This is a genomic window from Chitinibacter tainanensis DSM 15459, assembly GCF_000429785.1.
GTDB lineage: Bacteria > Pseudomonadota > Gammaproteobacteria > Burkholderiales > Chitinibacteraceae > Chitinibacter > Chitinibacter tainanensis.
The window spans coordinates 105,046-122,705 of the sequence record NZ_AUCN01000017.1 but is presented as its reverse complement, the minus strand read 5'-3'; the positions used below and the strand labels follow the sequence as shown (position 1 = coordinate 122,705).

Here is a 17,660-nt window from a genome sequence, read left to right as displayed (position 1 = left end):
GATTAGCAATCGCTAATATTGAAAACGCACTGCACAGGAGTCGATCCCATGCCCGTTCTGCGCCGCCCTCTATTGCTCCTCATCCTCTGCACCGGCTTTGCCCACGCCGAAGAAAATCTGCCCGAACTGGATGTACAGATTCAGGATATCTCAAGCAACAAAACCCTGCCCAGCGAACTGCGCAACAGTTACAACTGGTGGCAATCCAAAATTAAGCTCAACGCCGCCTATCTGATGGGCGCGCGCGGGGCTGGCGTGAATGTGGCGGTCGTGGATACCGGCATCGATCTCAATCATGTGGAATTTCGTGGGCGGCTGCTGGCCGGCTATAACGCCTTCGCCCCCACCCGTACCGCCATGGATGATCATGGTCATGGCACCCATGTGGCCGGCATTATTGGCGCGGCTGCCGACGGCAGCATGGTGGTGGGTGGCGCGCCCGATGTAAAACTGATCCCGATTAAGGTGCTCAATGCCGCCGGCTCGGGCAGCGAAGCCAGCTTTAATGCCGGGATGAATTTTGCGGCCAAATCATCGGCCAAAGTACTGAACCTTAGCCTAGGTGCACCAGGGCCTTTTGGCGCTAGCGGAATCCAACAAGTTGTGAACGCCGGTAAACTCGTGGTCGTCGCGGCTGGCAACAGCGGCCTCGCCAACCCCGAGTGGCCGGCCCGCTACGCCAAAGAAGCCTGGGCCAAAGGGCAAATGATTGTGGTTGGCGCGGTCGATAGCAATAATCAAATCGCCAGCTTTTCCAATCGCGCGGGCGACACCCGTTACTTTTATGTCGTGGCGCCGGGGGTAAATATCGCCTCCACCTACACCGCCAACCGCTATGCCTATATGTCGGGCACGTCGATGGCCGCCCCGGTGGTTACCGGCCTGGCTGCGGATATCTATAGCCGCTGGATGTATCTGAGCGCCAACCAAGTCGCCAGCATCATTTTCAAAACTGCCGATAAACTCGGCACCTCAGCCGCCGGCACCCCTGATGTGGTGTATGGCTGGGGGCTAGTGAATGCCGAGCGGGCTTTGCAACCCGTTGGCGCACCAAAAGTCGCCGTGTACAACGCCGGCTATTATGCATTGGCTCCGCTGGCCCTGAGCACCAATAAACTGGTGCAAAGCAAAGTCTTTGGTGGCGTAGCGCTCACTGCCACCGACGATTTTGGCCGCGCCTACAGCTACGATATGGGCAGCCTCACCAGCCAGCGCAGCAGCGGCGGTTTAAACGAAATGTTCAGTCAGATGGATCGCCAGCTTGGCATGCTAGAGCAGCGCACGCCCAATACCCGGCTGCAATACAGCCTGACCGAGCGCGAAGGCAATACCGTGGTGGGTAGCTACAATCTGATTCACAAGCTGGATGACCGCACCACCATCGCCACCGGTAACCAAGGCATGATCGAGCATTTCATGGGCATCGGCGCCGAGCTGGGCGAGCTACCGCTCACCACTCGCTTTAGCAACCCCTACTTTAATCTGAACGAACAAGCGCTGAGCTATATGGGCTTGGGTTATCAATTCAATGCTAATCAGCAAATCCGCTTTGCCTTGCTCAATAGCACCGATCTGGCCGCCGACCCGAATCAGCCACTGCGCAATCAGCTGCAACAAAACGGCTGGGCCGCCGAATTTAGCCAGAAACTCGGTGCTGGTGAAATCAAACTCGGCGTGGGCCAACTGATCGAGCAAGGTAGCCTGCTTGGTGCCAGCGGCACGCAAACTGGCGCGCTGGATTTTGATCGCAGCAGCACGCTCTATACCACTGTCACCGGCCTATTGCCGCTGAGCGCGAAAAGCCAGCTGATGGCGCAATTTAATCTTGGTAACACCCGTAGCGCTGGCCAAGGGCTGGTGGGCGATAGCCAAACCACCACGGCCGGCTGGAGCCTGGGCTGGTATCAGCAAGCGCTGCTGCACGAGCACGATGCGCTGGGCTTTGCCGTGAGCCAGCCGCTACGTGTGCTGTCAGGGCAAATGAATCTGCAACTACCGATTGTGGATATGGAAACCGGCGCGATCAGCCATCAACGCTATGCGGTCGATCTGCAATCGCCCGCCACCGAAACGGATCTGGAATTCGGCTACAGCCGGAAAATGGATAAATACACCCGCGTGCGCTTTAACGCTGTGTATCGCCACAATGCCGACAATCAGGATGGCGATCGTACCGAAGTGGGTCTACGTCTGAACCATCGCTTCTAAGCCAGAGGGAAGCGCGCATTCCCCATAACAACAAGATCAACACCCACTTTGCGCCCGAGCTTGCCTCGGGCGTTTGTTTTGGGTGTCATGGTCGAACTATGACCACAGTTACACCCACCCCAAACAAACCTTGCTAAAAATGTAATATTTGTCATATGCTCTGCGAATTTCTGTCATCGAATTCGAGATTTGCATATGATCAAACCACTGTTGAGCGCTATCGCAGCCACCTTGCTAATCAGCAGCCCAGCTCAAGCCACCGTTGTAGAACAATGGGCCACACAAGTTGTTGGCTTCAGCTCGCAGTACGGCACTAATAACTGGTCAGCGGCCCAGGCACTAGGTGCGCCCAATACCAATAGCTATGGCGATATTGGCACGGCTTGGGCAACCCTTAACAAAAACAACGGCATGGAGTTTATTACCCTTGCCTTTGCAAATCCCGTGCACTCTGTTGGCGCCCTGATCAGGGAGACCTATGGTAACGGTTTCGTAACGCAAATCGACGCCCTAGATGCCCAGGGCCAATTGCATACCGTTTGGCAGGGTATCGACACTAGTCAGCCCGGTCAGGTAGTCGATTTTCGTACCAGCTGGCAAGCAACCAGCTTTCTGACCCATGCACTGAAAATTCATGTCAATACCAACCACAATCTTAATGCCTGGGAAGAAATTGACGCAGTGCAATTACAAGGCGTAGCTCCAGTACCAGAACCTGAAACTTATGCACTGATGGGGCTTGGCCTACTTAGCTTAGCGATGGCACGACGCAAGCAACGCGGTTAAATCCCCGCACGCAAAAGCCCGGCATAACCGGGCTTTTGTATTTGCCCCAAAGTCTGTGGCTTAAGGCACTATGGGTAATAGTAAAGCCACCGCCTGAGCCTCAACCGCCTCGCCCTGCCCGACTGGGCCGAGCTTTTCGTAGGTTTTGGCTTTGACATTGACGCAGGCGGCTTCGATGCCCAAATCAGCGGCAATATTCGCCACCATGGCCGGGATATGCGGCGCCATTTTCGGCTGCTGAATCAGGATAGAGGCATCCACATTCCCCACTTGCCAGCCGGCCTCGTGCACCCGGCGCACCGCCTCGCGCAGTAAGACGCGGCTATCTGCGCCTTTGAATTCCAGCGCGGTATCAGGAAAATGCCGGCCAATATCGCCCAAGCCCGCGCCCCCCAGCACCGCATCGGTAATCGCGTGCAACAAGGCATCGGCATCGGAATGGCCAAGCAGGCCTTTTTCATAGGGTATATGCACACCGCCAAGTATTAACGGGCGCTCCAGCACCATACGGTGAACATCCCAGCCTTGGCCGATGCGAAATGGTAATGCCATCAAACGTCATCCTCATTAATTTGCGATTGCCGAACGAGCGACGCGAGCTGTTTGGCTCTGCTTACTCAGTCGGCGCCTGTAAGGCCGCCTGTACTTTAGCCAAATCAACATACTGCACAAAACTTTGCATCGCTTTGGACACCTTAGGATCTTGCATCAGGCTCATGCCTGCCGCCTCGCCCAGTGCGCGAAAAGCGCTGGTGTAACCCAGCATGCCCTCATTTTGCATTGCGGCTCGAGCCTGCTTGGCACATTGATCGACTAATAAGCGTTGCAATATTACGGCCATGTTTTTCTCGATCTGCACTTTTGTCGCAGCCTCGACGACGCGAAACTCAGCCAAACTTGGATGCTCAGCAAACTCGACGAACATCCACTTCACCAAGGCATTTTTATCTGCAGCAGTGGTTGAATTCACCATGCAGCGCTGCAAATCATCGGCATAAGCACCCGCCCAGCTCAGGGTTGGGGCAAGTAAAAATACGGCCAAGCATAAACTACGACGCAACATGGTTGTGCTCCAGATTAAGAACGAAATGAGATGAAGGCTTTAGCGCTGCAACAATAAACTCGCCAATTCTAAATCCTGCGGATAAGTCACTTTCAAATTCCACGGGCTACCCATAATTAGCTTGGGTGATTTACCAAGGCGTTCGAGGGCGCTGGCTTCGTCAGTGATCTCTGTCACGTGACCGGGTAAGGCGTCTTGCAGCGCGGCCAGTAATTCACCGTGCCGGAACATCTGTGGGGTTTGCGCTTGCCACAGGCCATCGCGTGGTGTGGTGCGCGCAATGCGTTGTTCTGCCGCTGCAATCTTCAGGGTATCAGCCACTGGCACAGCCAGGATGCCGCCTACCGGATCATACTCTAGCTGGGTAATCATGCTATCCACCTGCGCGCTGGTCAGGCAAGGCCGCGCTGCGTCGTGCACCAGCACCCAGCTCCCATCGGCAGCATCGATTGCAGCCAAGCCATTCAACACCGACTCGGCGCGGCTCGCGCCACCAACGCGCAACACCTGCAGGCGCTCTAGACTGCCGAGCAAAGCCGCCCAATCATAGCTGCCCCACCATTCGTCTTCAGGCGAAATCACGACGACGACCTGATCAATCTGCGCCGCGCCAAGCAGCGCGCGCAGCGTGTACGCGATCAACGGCTGGCCTAGTAGATCAAGGTATTGTTTCGGTGTGGCGCTGGCCATGCGGCTGCCGCTACCGGCGGCGGGCACCAAGGCAATTTTTTTCATCGTGGATGGCAACACATTCGTCAATTGAGCCCGCCTAGGCGAGCAAGTAGGCTAAAGCAAAGCTCCCTAAAACCGAAGACCCGCAGTCAATACAGGCATGCGGCTGTGGTTGAGCTTGAATAGGCCAAATTTGGCAAACACCAAATCCGGCCTGCGTAGCCTCGGTTTTACTCTTCCGGATACGCCACGTACACATCGCGAATAATCACATCGCTACGCGTAGTGAGCCATGCAGCGATCAGATCGGCCACGGGCTGATCTTCATCGGCGGCGACGCCGTATTGGCGCACCACCAGCCATTTCGGGGCTTCGCTGGCGACATTGAAATCAAAGTCCGCCACAGGCAGCTGATGCTCAGCCGCGAGCTTAAAGAGGGTATCTTGCGCAGCCTCATCAGGTACTTCGGCTTCCAGCACATACGTGGCAGGGGTACCTGCTTGCCAACGTTCAAGCACTTCATATACCGGATAGCTGATGCCGTTTTTCTCTCGCACACCGCGCGGTACGGCATCGAGCAACAGGATATCGCCATGACCGATGCCCAGATCGGGCAGCGGAATACCGGTAACCAGCGCACGGGCAGGGTCGAGGCGATGGGCGAAGATGACTTCCTGCTGTTTATCCAGCCGGATGCGAATGGCGATTTCGGCGCCGGGCTGCGCTTGCACCAGTTGCTCGGCCGTGGCGGGCTCGCCAAAGGCGGTCCAGGCGGCGGCGGCCGTGGCCCAATCGCGGTTGGCGGTGGCGGCGAGGCCGAGATTCCAGGCGGCGGCTTCGTCGCTGGGGTTCAGGGCCAGCGCACGGGCGTTGTGCTGCTGGGCTTTGGCCCAATTACTGGGCTCCATGTTTTTATACAGCAGGGCCAGCTCATAATGCGTGCCGGCGTCCTGCTCGTCGATGGCCAGCGCCGCCAGAAAATGCTGCTCGGCTTGGGCCAGATCGTCGTCTTCCCACGCTTGCTGCGCGGCGGCTTTGAGTTCGGTGGTATTCATGCAAACGCTCATTTAGGCCGCCTCACCTGCATCGCTTGCAGGCGGCAGCGGATCATAGGTACGCCACAGGCAATCACCTTTGACGATTTTATCGAGTTCAGCCAAATAGGCCTGATGGGCGGCCAGATCTTCGGCACTAACGCTGGCCAATTTGAGCGGCGCGCGGGCGCTACGGCGGGCGGCGTTACTGGCGGCCTCTTCCACACTGGGGGCAAAGTCGATCAGCAGGCTATCTTGCCCGCGGGTCATCGCCATATACACTTCGGCCAAGAGCTCGCAGTCGATCAGCGCGCCGTGCAAAGTCCGCCCCGAGCGATCGACTTCGTAGCGATCGCAGAGGGCATCAAGGCTATTGCGTTTGCCCGGCCACAAGTCTTTGGCCATGGCCAGCGTGTCGGTAATCTTGTCGACGTAATCTTGAATCTTGCCGCGGCCCAAGCGGCCCAGCTCCATATTCAGGTAGCCCACGTCAAACGGGGCGTTATGAATAATCAGCTCGGCATCGGTGACAAAGGCCAGAAATTCATCGACGATCTGCTCGAATTTGGGCTTATCGCGCAAAAATTCGGTGCTTAAGCCGTGAACATTCAGCGCGCCCTCTTCCGAATCACGTTCCGGGTTGATATAGCGATGCAAATGCCGCTCGGCGGGCGAGAGCTTGCGATCGATCATTTCAACCGCTGCGATTTCTAGAATCCGGTTGCCATCTTCCACCCGCAAACCGGTGGTTTCAGTATCGAGAAAAATCTGCCGCATGCTGTTCTCTGCGTGTAGGTTGCCGTTATTTTACCTGCTTGCGCGGGTGGTTCGGCCAAGAAAAAGGCCAATGCCGCGGCATTGGCCTCTAGGGTAAGCTGGCCGTTTAATCTTCCAGCCAGGCCAGCAGGTCTTCGATTTCGTGGCGGATTTCGGTGAGAGAAATCTCGCCATTGCCCGCGTGGTCGGCCTCGCTGAGTAAAGTGCCCAGCTGATTACGTGCCCCGCTGATGGTAAAGCCCTGCTCATACAGCAGCGACCGAATCCGCCGCACCAGCAAGACTTCATGATGCTGGTAATAGCGGCGGTTGCCGCGCCGTTTCACCGGCTTAAGCTGGGTAAACTCCTGCTCCCAGTAGCGCAGTACATGCGGCTTCACCCCGCACAAATCGCTGACTTCACCGATGGTGAAGTAGCGTTTGGCTGGAATCGGCGGCAAATCACTGGTTGGAATAACGCTGCTGGAGTTTTGCATAGTGAACTTCAACCATTCCTTTGAGTTTCTGGCTGGCGTGGAAGGTCACCACGCGACGGGCTGAAATCGGAATCTCTTCCCCGGTTTTTGGATTGCGACCCGGGCGCTGCGGTTTTTCACGTAGCTGGAAATTGCCAAAACCCGACAATTTCACCGAATCACCTTCCGCGAGGGCATTGCGGATTTCATCGAAAAAAGCCTCGACCATGTCTTTGGCTTCCCGTTTGTTCAAACCTACTTTGTCAAACAGCATATCGGCCAGATCGGCCTTGGTCAGCGTGAGGGTAGGGGCTTCGTATTGCATTATGTTCTCAAGATCGCGCCGCATTTCTCTGCCTTCTTCAGCAATGCTGTCATGGCAGCATCGACTTCTTCATCAGTTAAAGTTTTGTGAGTATCTTGCAATAACACTTTGAATGCAAGGCTCTTTTTCCCTTCTGGCAAGCCTTTGCCGCGATAAACGTCAAAGACTTCCACTTCCGCCACGATGGCTTGCTTGGCGCTGGCAAAAGCTGCTTTCAGCTCCGCCACCGTTACGGCTTCATCCATCAGCAGGGCCAAATCACGGCGCACGGGCTGGAATTTAGACACTGCGCTGGCTTTTAATTTATCGACTTGTGTGAGCGCGGCCACATCCAGCTCAAACACCACCGGCGCATGCACCAGGCTGTATTGCTGGACCCACTGTGGATGCAATTCGCCCAGCACGCCGATCACCTGCCCGTTCAGCACCACTTCGGCACTGCGGCCTGGGTGCAGGGCAGGATGATTGGCGCGGCGGAATTCGGCCACACGCGGCGCCAGCAGCGCTTCCACGTCGGCTTTTACGTCAAAGAAATCAACCCGCTCTTTGCCCGCGCCCCACTGCTCAGCAAAGCGCCCGCCCCATGCCAGGGCGGCGATTTTTTCCGGTTGAGTGTCGGCGGCCAGGCCATTGAACACGCGGGCCAGCTCAAACAGGCGCACGCGGTCTTGCTTGCGATTGATATTGTGTTGCAGGCCGGCAATCAGCCCACCCAGCAGCGTTGAGCGCATCACGCTCATTTGGCTCGCGATGGGGTTAATCAGCTTGATCGGCGCGGCATTGGCAGCAAAATCGGCTTCCCACTGCGCTTCCACAAAGGCGTAATTGATTGCCTCTTGGTAACCACGGCCAGCTAAAATTTGCTTCAGGCTGTGTTTACTACGCAGATGCCCTGCTTGCGGCAACATCGCCATTTTGGCGTTAGATGCCGCCACCGGAATCCGATCGTAACCGTAAACCCGTGCTACTTCTTCGATCAGGTCTTCTTCGATTTCGATATCAAAGCGATACGATGGTGGCGTTACGGTGATCACATCGCCAGCCAAGCTGCTACGCAGGCCCAGCCCCAGCAACAAATCTAAGATTTCCGCCGCTGGTAGCTGGACGCCCAAAACTTTGGCCACGCGGGATACGCGCAAGGCCACAGCTGGGCGCGCTGGCAATTCTGCCAAGGCCTCGGTAATCGGGCCGGCAGCGCCACCGCAAATATCAATAATCAAGGCCGTGGCGCGCTCCAGCGCTTCCCGCACATAGCCAAAATCCACACCACGCTCAAAGCGATGGCTCGAATCCGACGAGAAACCAAAGCGACGGCCTTTACCGGCGATCACATTGGGCGCAAAGAAGGCCGACTCAAGGAAAATATCGGTACAACCGGCTTCTACGCTGGTGTCCGCACCGCCCATAATCCCGGCCAAGGCCACGGGTTTTGCCTCATCGGCGATCACCAAGAGATCGTCGGTGAGAGCCAATTCTTTGTCGTTCAGCAGCTTGATCTGCTCGCCCGCTTTGGCGAAGCGCACCTGAATGTCGCCTTCCAGCTTGGCCAGATCAAAGGCATGCATCGGCTGCCCAAGCTCGAGCAGCACATAGTTGGTGACGTCGACAATCGCAGAAATCGGACGCACACCGCAACGCTCGAGGCGCTGCTTCATCCAATCGGGGGTATGCGCCGCTTGATTAACGCCAGCAATCACTCGACCAGCATACCGGGGGCAGGCATCACCCGCATCGAGTTTCACTTGGCGCTGTAGCGTGCTCGTTACCGCCACCGCCGGCGTATCGACCGCGTGCAGAGGCGCTTTGGTTAGCGCCGCCACTTCGCGGGCCAGGCCGCGGATTGACAAACAATCGCAACGATTAGGCGTGAGCTTGAGGGTCATCAGGCGATCATCCAGCGTCAGATAATCGCGCAAAGGAGTACCCACTGGCGCATCGGCCGGCAAAATCAGCAGGCCATCTACATCGGATGGCATACCCAGCTCATCGCCTGAGCACAACATGCCCGATGATTCGATGCCACGGACTTTGGCTTGCTTGATTTTAAAGTCGCCTGGCAGCACTGCACCTACCCGGGCACACGGCACTTTCAGGCCGGCGGCCACATTGGGCGCACCGCAGACAATCTGCAACGGCTCGGCTTCGCCAACATTAACCGAACACACATTCAGTCGATCAGCATCAGGGTGCTTAGTCACCGACAGCACTTCGGCGATGACCACCGAGGTAAATTCCGGTGCGGCAGGCTCGTTTTCTTCTACTTCCAGCCCGGCCATTGTCAGCAAGTGCGACAATTCATCCGAGTTGATAGCTGGGTTCACCCAGCTGCGTAACCACAGTTCAGAGAATTTCATTTTGCACGGCTCATTTGAATTGGGACAGGAATGACAGGTCGTTCTCGAAGAACAAGCGCAGATCATTCACGCCGTAATACAGCATCGCAAAGCGGTCCAGGCCAATCCCAAACGCGAAACCGGTGTATTTTTCCGGATCGATATTTACGTTTTTCAGCACATTGGGGTGCACCATGCCGCAGCCGCCCACTTCCATCCAGCCTTTCGACCATTTCACGTCGATTTCGGCCGATGGCTCAGTAAACGGGAAGAAAGACGGACGGAAACGCACTTCCAGATCATCACGCTCAAAGAAGCGGCGCAGGAAGTCGACAATCACCGATTTGAGATCCGCAAACGAAACATTTTCATCAACCCACAGGCCTTCCATTTGGTGGAACATCGGCGAGTGAGTGGCATCTGAATCAACGCGGAATACACGACCTGGCGCCACGATTTTGATTGGTGGCTGGTTATCCAGCATGTAACGCACCTGGATCGGCGAAGTATGAGTGCGCAGCACGAGCGGCTCGCCAGCGTTTTCGACGTAGAACGTATCCTGCATCGCCCGCGCAGGGTGATTTTTCGGGATATTCAGCGCTTCAAAATTATGAAAATCGTTTTCGATTTCCGGGCCATCCGCCACGGCAAAGCCCATGCTGGCAAACAGCGTTTCAATCCGCTGCTGCACCAGTGTGACCGGATGCAGGCCACCTGTGGCGTGACCTCGCCCAGGTTGGGTGATATCCAGCGCCTCGGCTGCGAGCTGTGCCGCCAGCTTTTGCGCGGCAATGGCATCACGCTTGGCCGTTAAAGCGGCCTCAAAGGCTTGCTTGGCCTGGTTCACTGTCGCGCCGAAGGTTTTCTTCTCTTCGGGGGACAAGCTCGCCAGCTGCTTCATTAATTGGGAAATTTCGCCCTGTTTACCGATGTATTGGGCTTTGACATTTTCTAGCTCTACCGGGTCATTGGTCGCTGCGAGAGCGGCCAGACCGGCATCGAGTAACGTTTGCACGTTCGCAACCATGGTTTTGCGCCCGATCTTGATGGTGAATGGAAATTGTTGAAGCAATACGGCTACAAAGGCAGCCGCGTTGCCACAGCAATCTGCAGGAAAAGCGCTATTGTAAGCGCAGGCTCTGGCACTGGGAATTGCTGGGAATTAAAAAAGGGAGGCTAAGCCTCCCTTCTCATCAGCAGAACCGATTAGGCAGCGAGACTAGCTTTAGCTTTTTCAACAAAAGCAGCAAAAGCTGGTTTGTCGAATACAGCCAAGTCAGCCAACACTTTACGGTCAACCACGATGCCAGCCTTTTTCAGGCCGTTCATGAAGCGGCTGTACGCCAGACCGCACTCACGTGAAGCGGCGTTGATACGCGCGATCCACAATTGACGGAATTGACGTTTTTTCTGACGACGGTCACGGTATGCGTATTGACCGGCTTTCATCACCGCCTGTTTGGCGACGCGATAGACGTTCTTACGACGACCACGGAAACCCTTAGCGAGGGCAAATACTTTTTTGTGACGAGCACGTGCGGTTACACCACGTTTAACGCGAGGCATGGTTCTTCTCCTTGGTTAAGCGTAAGGCAACATTGCACGAACGTGACCCATATTGGTCGCGTCGACCATAGAGGTACCGCGCAATTGACGCTTGGTTTTAGTGGTTTTCTTGGTCAAGATGTGGCGTTTGAACGCGTGACCGCGCTTAACACCACCGCTGCCAAGCACTTTGAAGCGCTTTTTTGCGCTGCTCTTGGTTTTCATCTTAGGCATTGCATTGCTCCGATGAGCTGTTAGATCAGGCGACAGGCGTCTGGTTACCCAGTGCTTAATACCTGCCACCACGCTTATGTTACGACTGTTGGTCGGGGCTTACGCCCATTCCTTAACAGACACAGTCGTCAGTCCGTTATTTTTTCTTCGGTGCCAGCATCATCACCATTTGCCGGCCTTCCAGCTTGGGATGTTGCTCAACGGTCGCCAGTTCCAGCAAGTCGGCTTCAACACGTTTCAGCTGGGCCATACCGAGTTCTTGGTGGGCCATTTCACGACCGCGGAAACGCAGCGTGAATTTGCACTTATCACCATCGTTCAGGAAACGAATCGCGCTACGCAATTTAACTTGGTAGTCGTTTTCGTCAGTACCTGGACGGAGTTTGATCTCTTTGACCTGAACCTGTTTTTGCTTGAGCTTGGCAGCGTGCTTCTTCTTGGCCTCTTCGTAACGGTATTTGCCGTAATCCATCAGTCGGCACACCGGTGGCTGCGCAGTTGGCGCGATCTCAACCAGATCTACGTCCGCTTCTTCAGCCATTTGAAGCGCTTGATTCAGCGTAACAATACCGAGTTGTTCGCCATCCACACCTTGTAAACGAATTTCGCGCGCGGTGATCTCACCATTGATCCGCGGGCCTTTGTCCTGAGCAGCTATTGTCTTTACTCCAAGTCATTCAAAAACAAAACCGTGCCTCGGCATGGCTTAGGCTTGTGGCAACTCGGCCTGAATCAGCGCGATTAACGCTTCCACGGTCATTTGCCCCAAGTCTTCGCCATTGCGTTTACGCACGGCCACCAACCCTGCATCGCGCTCTTTATCACCAATGATTAGTTGGTAAGGAAGGCGTTGCAAGCTATGTTCGCGAATTTTATAGGTTATTTTCTCATTTCTCAAGTCAGCAATTGCCCGCAGGCCGCTTTGCGTAAGACGGGCGGTCACTTGTTGGGCATATTCACGCTGAGATTCAGAGATATTCATCACTACCAGCTGCACAGGCGCCAACCAAGTTGGGAATGCACCAGCATGATTTTCAATCAAAATACCAATAAAACGCTCGAGCGAGCCCAGTACCGCGCGGTGCAGCATAATCGGCCGATGTTTGGCATTATCTTCACCGACGTATTCCGCGCCCAAGCGCTCTGGCAAGTTCGGATCGATCTGCAAGGTGCCGCACTGCCACAAGCGGCCCAAGCAATCTTTAAGGGTGAACTCAATTTTCGGGCCGTAGAATGCTCCCTCACCCGGCAGATATTCGAACTCTAGGCCTTTGGATTGCAACGCGGCTGCCAGTGCTGCCTCGGCTTTATCCCAAGCTTCTTCGGTACCTACTCGTTTTTCTGGGCGAGTCGACAGCTTGACCAGGATCTCATCAAAACCAAAGTCAGCATAAACTTCTTTTAAGAGATCGATGAATTTGGCGGCTTCAGCCTGCACCTGCTCTTCGGTACAGAAAATATGCGCATCATCTTGCACAAAACCACGCACCCGCATAATGCCATGCAGTGAGCCCGATGGCTCATTACGGTGGCAAGAGCCAAACTCGGCGTAACGCAACGGCAAATCGCGATACGAGCGCAAGCCTTGGTTAAACACTTGAATGTGGCCCGGGCAATTCATTGGCTTCACGGCATAGTCGCGCTTTTCCGACTCGGTGGTAAACATGCCTTCGCGGTAGTTTTCCCAGTGGCCAGATTTTTCCCACAAAGTACGATCCATCACCATGGGGGTGCGGATTTCTTCATAGCCATGCTGCCCAAGCTTGCGGCGCATATATTGCTCGATGGTTTGCCACAAAGTCCAGCCTTTCGGATGCCAGAACACCATCCCGGGGGCTTCGTCTTGCATATGGAACAAATCAAGCTGTTTGCCGATTTTACGGTGATCACGTTTTTCAGCTTCTTCCAGCATATGGAGATATTGCTCCATATCTTCTTTTTTTGCCCAAGCCGTGCCGTAAACGCGGGTCAGCATTTCATTCTTGCTATCCCCGCGCCAGTAGGCGCCAGCTACTTTCATCAGCTTGAATACTTTCAACTTGCCTGTCGAAGGCACGTGCGGACCGCGACACAGATCAGTAAATTCACCCTCGCGGTACAAGCTCAGCACCTGATCGGCCGGAATCGATTCAATGATCTCGGCCTTGTAATGCTCACCAATGCCTTTGAAATAAGCCACTGCCTCATCGCGCGATAACTCATAGCGCTCAACGGGGATGTCTTTCTTAACCAGCTCCTGCATTTTCTTTTCAATGGCTTGCAGGTCTTCTGGTGTAAATGGGCGCTCATACGAAAAATCGTAGTAAAAGCCATTCTCGATCACGGGGCCAATCGTAACTTGGGCAGTTGGAAACAGCTGTTTCACCGCATACGCCAACAAGTGGGCCGTGGAGTGGCGAATCACTTCCAAGCCGTCGGCATCTTTATCCGTGACGATGGCCAGCTGTACATCTTGTTCGATCAGATAGCTGGTATCCACCAAGCGACCATCAACCTTACCAGCCAGCGCGGCACGTGCCAGCCCGGCACCAATACTGGCCGCCACTTCAGCAATAGTTACCGCAGATTCAAATTGGCGCTGCGAGCCATCTGGAAGAGTCACTACGGGCATGATTTCCGCCTTTACACGGTGAGCGGCCACAACGGCCAGAATTAAGCAAAAAAAAAGTGCGGACTAGCCGCACTTTCATTTAACAAGACTGCAAACGGCTAACCATTCTGAGTAGAAACGGTTGTTGTTGTCGTTCGTTGCATGTCTTGTCCTCAAAATTTTGGTAGGCACGATTGGACTCGAACCAACGACCCCCACCATGTCAAGGTGGTGCTCTAACCAGCTGAGCTACGTGCCTAAAGAAGCGCAATCATAAACGGCGCATAGTTTTTTGGCAAGTCGGGCAGCTTACAATCCAGGCCGACGCCAGAAATATCGCCACACAAAGCCCGGCCAAGCCAACACGACAAACAGGGCCAGCACCACCGCATAAAATTGCCAGTTTTGTGTGTGCACGATGGCCTGTTGACCTTCAACCAGCCGAGCCACTAGCCCTACGAGTACAAAGCCAACCGCCATCTCCAGCAGGCGCCAAGCAAACGCTTTCTGCTCATCTTGCGGTTGACGCACCCAGAATATTTTTTCACTTAGAAAAGGCAAATTGGCGGCCAAAGCCGCCAATGTACCGATCAACAACAGATTTTGCATCTTGATCCGGTTAGTAAGCTACTACCACAATCGAGCGCTGTACCGCATCAATCAACACACTCATCAGCTGGTTTGGCATCAAGCCCAATACCAGCAACAGTGCGCAATTCACTGACAGCACGACTTTGGCATCCAGTGAAGCCTGCAAAGGCTCATGGCTTTCTGCGTCATCAAAGTACATCACTTTCACGATCCGCAGGTAGTAGAACGCACCAATCAGCGAGAAGATCACCGCGAACACTGCCAGCCAAACCAGATGCATATTAACCAGCTCTTTCAGCACTGACAGCTTGGCAAAGAAACCGAGGAACACCGGAATACCTGCCATTGAGAACATCACAAACAACATCATCAGTGCAAACCAAGGGCTGCGTTGGTTCAGACCTTTCAGATCGTTGATTTGTTCCGCTTCAAAACCCGCGCGGGACAGCAGCATCAGAATACCAAAGCCGGCTGCGCCCATCAGCACGTAGCTCACTACGTAGAAGAATGAAGCAGCATAGCCATTGACATTCGCGACCAGCAAACCCAGCAATACAAAACCCATATGCGAAATGGTTGAATAACCCAGCATACGTTTGATATTGCTTTGCGCAATTGCAGTCAGGTTACCCAGGGCAATCGACAGTACCGCCAGAATCATCAACATACCGCGCCAATCTGGGGCAAAGCCTTCCAGACCTTGGGCCAGCACACGCAGTGCCAGCACTAACACCGCCACTTTTGGCGCAGTTGAAATGAGCTGTGTCATTGGGGTTGGCGCGCCTTGGTAAACATCAGGCACCCACATATGGAATGGCACCGCACCAAACTTAAAGCCCAAGCCGGTCACCACAAATACCAGACCAAACACCACCAGCAATTGATTGGCAGCGCCAGACTGAATGGCCGCAGCAACTTTAAATACATCCAGTGAACCGGTCGCGCCATACAGCATCGACATGCCGTACAGCAGCATCCCTGAAGCCAGTGCACCCAGCACGAAGTATTTCATCGCCGCTTCAGTTGAAGCGACTGAATCACGGTTCAGGGCTACCATGGCGTAGATCGACAGTGACATCAGTTCCAGACCCACATACAGAGTCAGGAAGTTCACCGCGGATGCCATCACCATCATCCCGAGCAAGGAGAACATGGACAGCGTGAATAGCTCCCCCCGGTATAGCCCGCGAGCCTTTGCGTATGAACGGCCGTAGACCAATACCAGCGCCACACCCACAATCATGGTCAGCTTGGCATAGCTGGAGAGCGGATCCACCAAGAAGCTTTCGCTATAACCATACTCAGCCGGCGCCGAAACGCCTGAGGCAACCAGTACGCCGGTTACCAGCAAAGTGAGCAAGGTGAGCACGTAAGTCACACCACGCTTGGCATCGCTAATAAAAAGATCAAGTAAGAGGATGGCGCAGACTGCACACAGGAGAAAGATCTCCGGCGTGGCCACCCAAGGATTAAGACTGGTCCAATTCATGGTTCTAGCCTACTTGTAGTATTCAAATTTATGGAAGTTGTGGCAATTTCGATTGCGATACATGCCAGATCAGATCATTCACTGATTGGTGCATCACATCGGTAAATGGTTTTGGATAAAGACCCATCCCCAACACCGCAACCGCCAGAATGGCCAGGACAAGGAATTCACGGGCATTCACATCTTTGAGCTCAGCCACGTTTTCATTCGCTACGTCACCAAAAATCACGCGCTTGTACATCCACAAGGTGTAAGCCGCACCGAAGATCAGCGTAGTTGCGGCAGCAACGGCGTACCAGAAATTCACCTGTACCGCGCCCAGCACCACCATGAATTCGCCCGCAAAACCAGAAGTGGCTGGCAAACCTGAGTTCGCCATGGCGAACAACATCATGAAGGCGGCAAAGATTGGCATTTTGTTCGCCACACCGCCGTAATCGGCGATCTTGCGGCTATGCACACGGTCGTACATCACCCCAATACAGAAGAACATCGCAGCAGAGACAAAGCCGTGAGAGATCATCTGCACCAAGGCACCTTCAACCGCCCAAGCATTCAGCTCTTTACCTGCCACGCCACCGAACATAAAGAAGCCCAGTGTGACAAAGCCCATATGTGAGATCGACGAATAAGCCACCAGCTTTTTCATATCGGTTTGCACCAAGGCCACCATGCCGATATACACCACAGCCACGAGCGACAGCGCGACAAACACCCATGCGTATTCACGCGACGCATCTGGTGCGATCGGCAACGCAAACCGCAGGAAACCATAGGCACCCAGTTTCAGCGTAATTGCCGCCAGCACCATCGAACCACCAGTCGGTGCTTCAACGTGGGCATCAGGCAACCAGGTATGCACTGGCCACATCGGCACTTTTACCGCAAAAGCGAAGAAGAAAGCCACCAGCAACAAGGTTTGGGCCGCCATCGTCAGTGGCAGACGGTGGTAGCTGGCAATATCAAAACTACCGCCGCTCTGATAGTACAGATAGATGAACGCAACCAGCGTCAGCAACGAACCGAGCAGTGTGTAGAGGAAGAACTTCACCGATGCATACACGCGGCGTGGACCACCCCAAACACCGATGATCAGATACATCGGGATCAGCATCGCCTCGAAGAAGACGTAGAAAAGGATGGCATCCAGCGCAGCAAACGCACCGTTAATCAGTCCCGACATGATCAGGAATGCGGCCATGTATTGCGCTACACGCTTTTCAATGACTTGCCAGCCAGCCAATACCACCATCAGGGTGGTAAAGCTGTTCAGGATGACAAAGAACATCGACAGACCATCGACACCCAGATGGTAATTGATGTTTAAAGCTTCGATCCAAGGCTTCAGTTCTTCGAACTGCATGCCGCCATGGTATGAATCAAACCCTGTGTACAACGGAATGGTCACAAGGAAAGAGGCCAAAGCGCCGATCAGCGCCAGCCAGCGCGCAACAGGCGCATTTTTGTCGCCACCCGTTGCGAGCACGACCAAGCCTGCCACCACTGGCAGCCAGATCGCGAGGCTGAGGAGATTACCCGTCATAGTTAACCTACTTGTA

At 54.6% G+C, this 17,660-nt stretch carries 18 protein-coding genes and 1 tRNA gene; 2 read left to right on the top strand and 17 right to left on the bottom strand.

Annotation, left to right across the window (positions count from 1 at the left end):
- The first annotated feature begins 48 nt into the window (after positions 1-48).
- Both G482_RS19445 and G482_RS20470 read left to right on the top strand, forming a co-directional pair.
- Positions 49-2,208, top strand: a complete 2,160-nt coding sequence (locus tag G482_RS19445; protein ID WP_051258749.1) for a S8 family peptidase — start codon at positions 49-51, stop codon at positions 2,206-2,208.
- A 195-nt stretch (positions 2,209-2,403) separates the two neighbouring features.
- Complete coding sequence (locus tag G482_RS20470) at positions 2,404-2,994, top strand: PEP-CTERM sorting domain-containing protein (RefSeq protein ID WP_028449178.1); 591 nt, start codon at positions 2,404-2,406, stop codon at positions 2,992-2,994.
- Between the two features lie 60 nt (positions 2,995-3,054).
- Here the strand turns inward: G482_RS20470 and ispF are convergent, their stop codons facing one another.
- The 17 genes from ispF to G482_RS0105260 form a co-directional block, all read right to left on the bottom strand.
- A complete protein-coding gene (gene ispF, locus G482_RS0105340) occupies positions 3,055-3,546 on the bottom strand; it encodes a 2-C-methyl-D-erythritol 2,4-cyclodiphosphate synthase (protein ID WP_034618996.1) in 492 nt (163 codons plus the stop codon).
- Positions 3,547-3,607: 61 nt separating this feature from the next.
- Positions 3,608-4,057, bottom strand: a complete 450-nt coding sequence (locus tag G482_RS0105335; RefSeq protein WP_028449176.1) for a hypothetical protein — start codon at positions 4,055-4,057, stop codon at positions 3,608-3,610.
- A gap of 39 nt (positions 4,058-4,096) precedes the next feature.
- Positions 4,097-4,792, bottom strand: coding sequence for a 2-C-methyl-D-erythritol 4-phosphate cytidylyltransferase (gene ispD, locus G482_RS0105330; protein WP_034618995.1), 696 nt, complete (start codon positions 4,790-4,792; stop codon positions 4,097-4,099).
- A 167-nt stretch (positions 4,793-4,959) separates the two neighbouring features.
- Positions 4,960-5,784: a hypothetical protein gene (locus G482_RS0105325; RefSeq protein ID WP_028449174.1), complete on the bottom strand. Its 825-nt coding sequence runs from the start codon at positions 5,782-5,784 to the stop codon at positions 4,960-4,962.
- Positions 5,785-5,796: 12 nt separating this feature from the next.
- The gene (gene dnaQ / locus G482_RS0105320; RefSeq protein ID WP_028449173.1) at positions 5,797-6,540 is read right to left on the bottom strand and encodes a DNA polymerase III subunit epsilon; all 744 of its coding nucleotides are present in this window, start codon (positions 6,538-6,540) and stop codon (positions 5,797-5,799) included.
- Positions 6,541-6,646: 106 nt separating this feature from the next.
- Positions 6,647-7,015 carry a MerR family transcriptional regulator gene (locus G482_RS0105315; protein ID WP_051258748.1) on the bottom strand — a complete coding sequence of 123 codons (369 nt, stop codon included), beginning with the start codon at positions 7,013-7,015 and terminating at the stop codon, positions 6,647-6,649.
- The gene (locus G482_RS0105310; RefSeq protein WP_034618993.1) at positions 6,981-7,319 is read right to left on the bottom strand and encodes an integration host factor subunit alpha; all 339 of its coding nucleotides are present in this window, start codon (positions 7,317-7,319) and stop codon (positions 6,981-6,983) included. Before G482_RS0105310 ends, G482_RS0105315 begins: the two co-directional genes overlap by 35 nt.
- Entirely contained in the window at positions 7,319-9,673 is a 2,355-nt protein-coding gene (gene pheT, locus G482_RS0105305) for a phenylalanine--tRNA ligase subunit beta (protein WP_028449170.1), read from the bottom strand. Before pheT ends, G482_RS0105310 begins: the two co-directional genes overlap by 1 nt.
- 10 nt (positions 9,674-9,683) lie before the next feature.
- A complete protein-coding gene (gene pheS, locus G482_RS0105300; RefSeq protein ID WP_028449169.1) occupies positions 9,684-10,679 on the bottom strand; it encodes a phenylalanine--tRNA ligase subunit alpha in 996 nt (331 codons plus the stop codon).
- 179 nt (positions 10,680-10,858) lie between these two features.
- Complete coding sequence (gene rplT, locus G482_RS0105295; protein WP_028449168.1) at positions 10,859-11,218, bottom strand: 50S ribosomal protein L20; 360 nt, start codon at positions 11,216-11,218, stop codon at positions 10,859-10,861.
- A gap of 15 nt (positions 11,219-11,233) precedes the next feature.
- Positions 11,234-11,431, bottom strand: a complete 198-nt coding sequence (rpmI, locus tag G482_RS0105290) for a 50S ribosomal protein L35 (protein WP_028449167.1) — start codon at positions 11,429-11,431, stop codon at positions 11,234-11,236.
- A gap of 136 nt (positions 11,432-11,567) precedes the next feature.
- Positions 11,568-12,089, bottom strand: a complete 522-nt coding sequence (gene infC / locus G482_RS0105285; protein WP_081986554.1) for a translation initiation factor IF-3 — start codon at positions 12,087-12,089, stop codon at positions 11,568-11,570.
- 48 nt (positions 12,090-12,137) lie between these two features.
- A complete protein-coding gene (gene thrS / locus G482_RS0105280; protein ID WP_028449165.1) occupies positions 12,138-14,042 on the bottom strand; it encodes a threonine--tRNA ligase in 1,905 nt (634 codons plus the stop codon).
- A gap of 161 nt (positions 14,043-14,203) precedes the next feature.
- Positions 14,204-14,280, bottom strand: a tRNA-Val gene (locus G482_RS0105275).
- 50 nt (positions 14,281-14,330) lie between these two features.
- Positions 14,331-14,603 carry a DUF2818 family protein gene (locus G482_RS0105270; protein WP_245575250.1) on the bottom strand — a complete coding sequence of 91 codons (273 nt, stop codon included), beginning with the start codon at positions 14,601-14,603 and terminating at the stop codon, positions 14,331-14,333.
- Positions 14,604-14,640: 37 nt separating this feature from the next.
- Complete coding sequence (nuoN, locus tag G482_RS0105265; RefSeq protein WP_028449163.1) at positions 14,641-16,101, bottom strand: NADH-quinone oxidoreductase subunit NuoN; 1,461 nt, start codon at positions 16,099-16,101, stop codon at positions 14,641-14,643.
- Between the two features lie 28 nt (positions 16,102-16,129).
- Positions 16,130-17,644 (bottom strand): NADH-quinone oxidoreductase subunit M, encoded by a 1,515-nt coding sequence (locus tag G482_RS0105260; RefSeq protein ID WP_028449162.1) that lies wholly within the window; start codon positions 17,642-17,644, stop codon positions 16,130-16,132.
- Between the last annotated feature and the right edge of the window lie 16 nt (positions 17,645-17,660).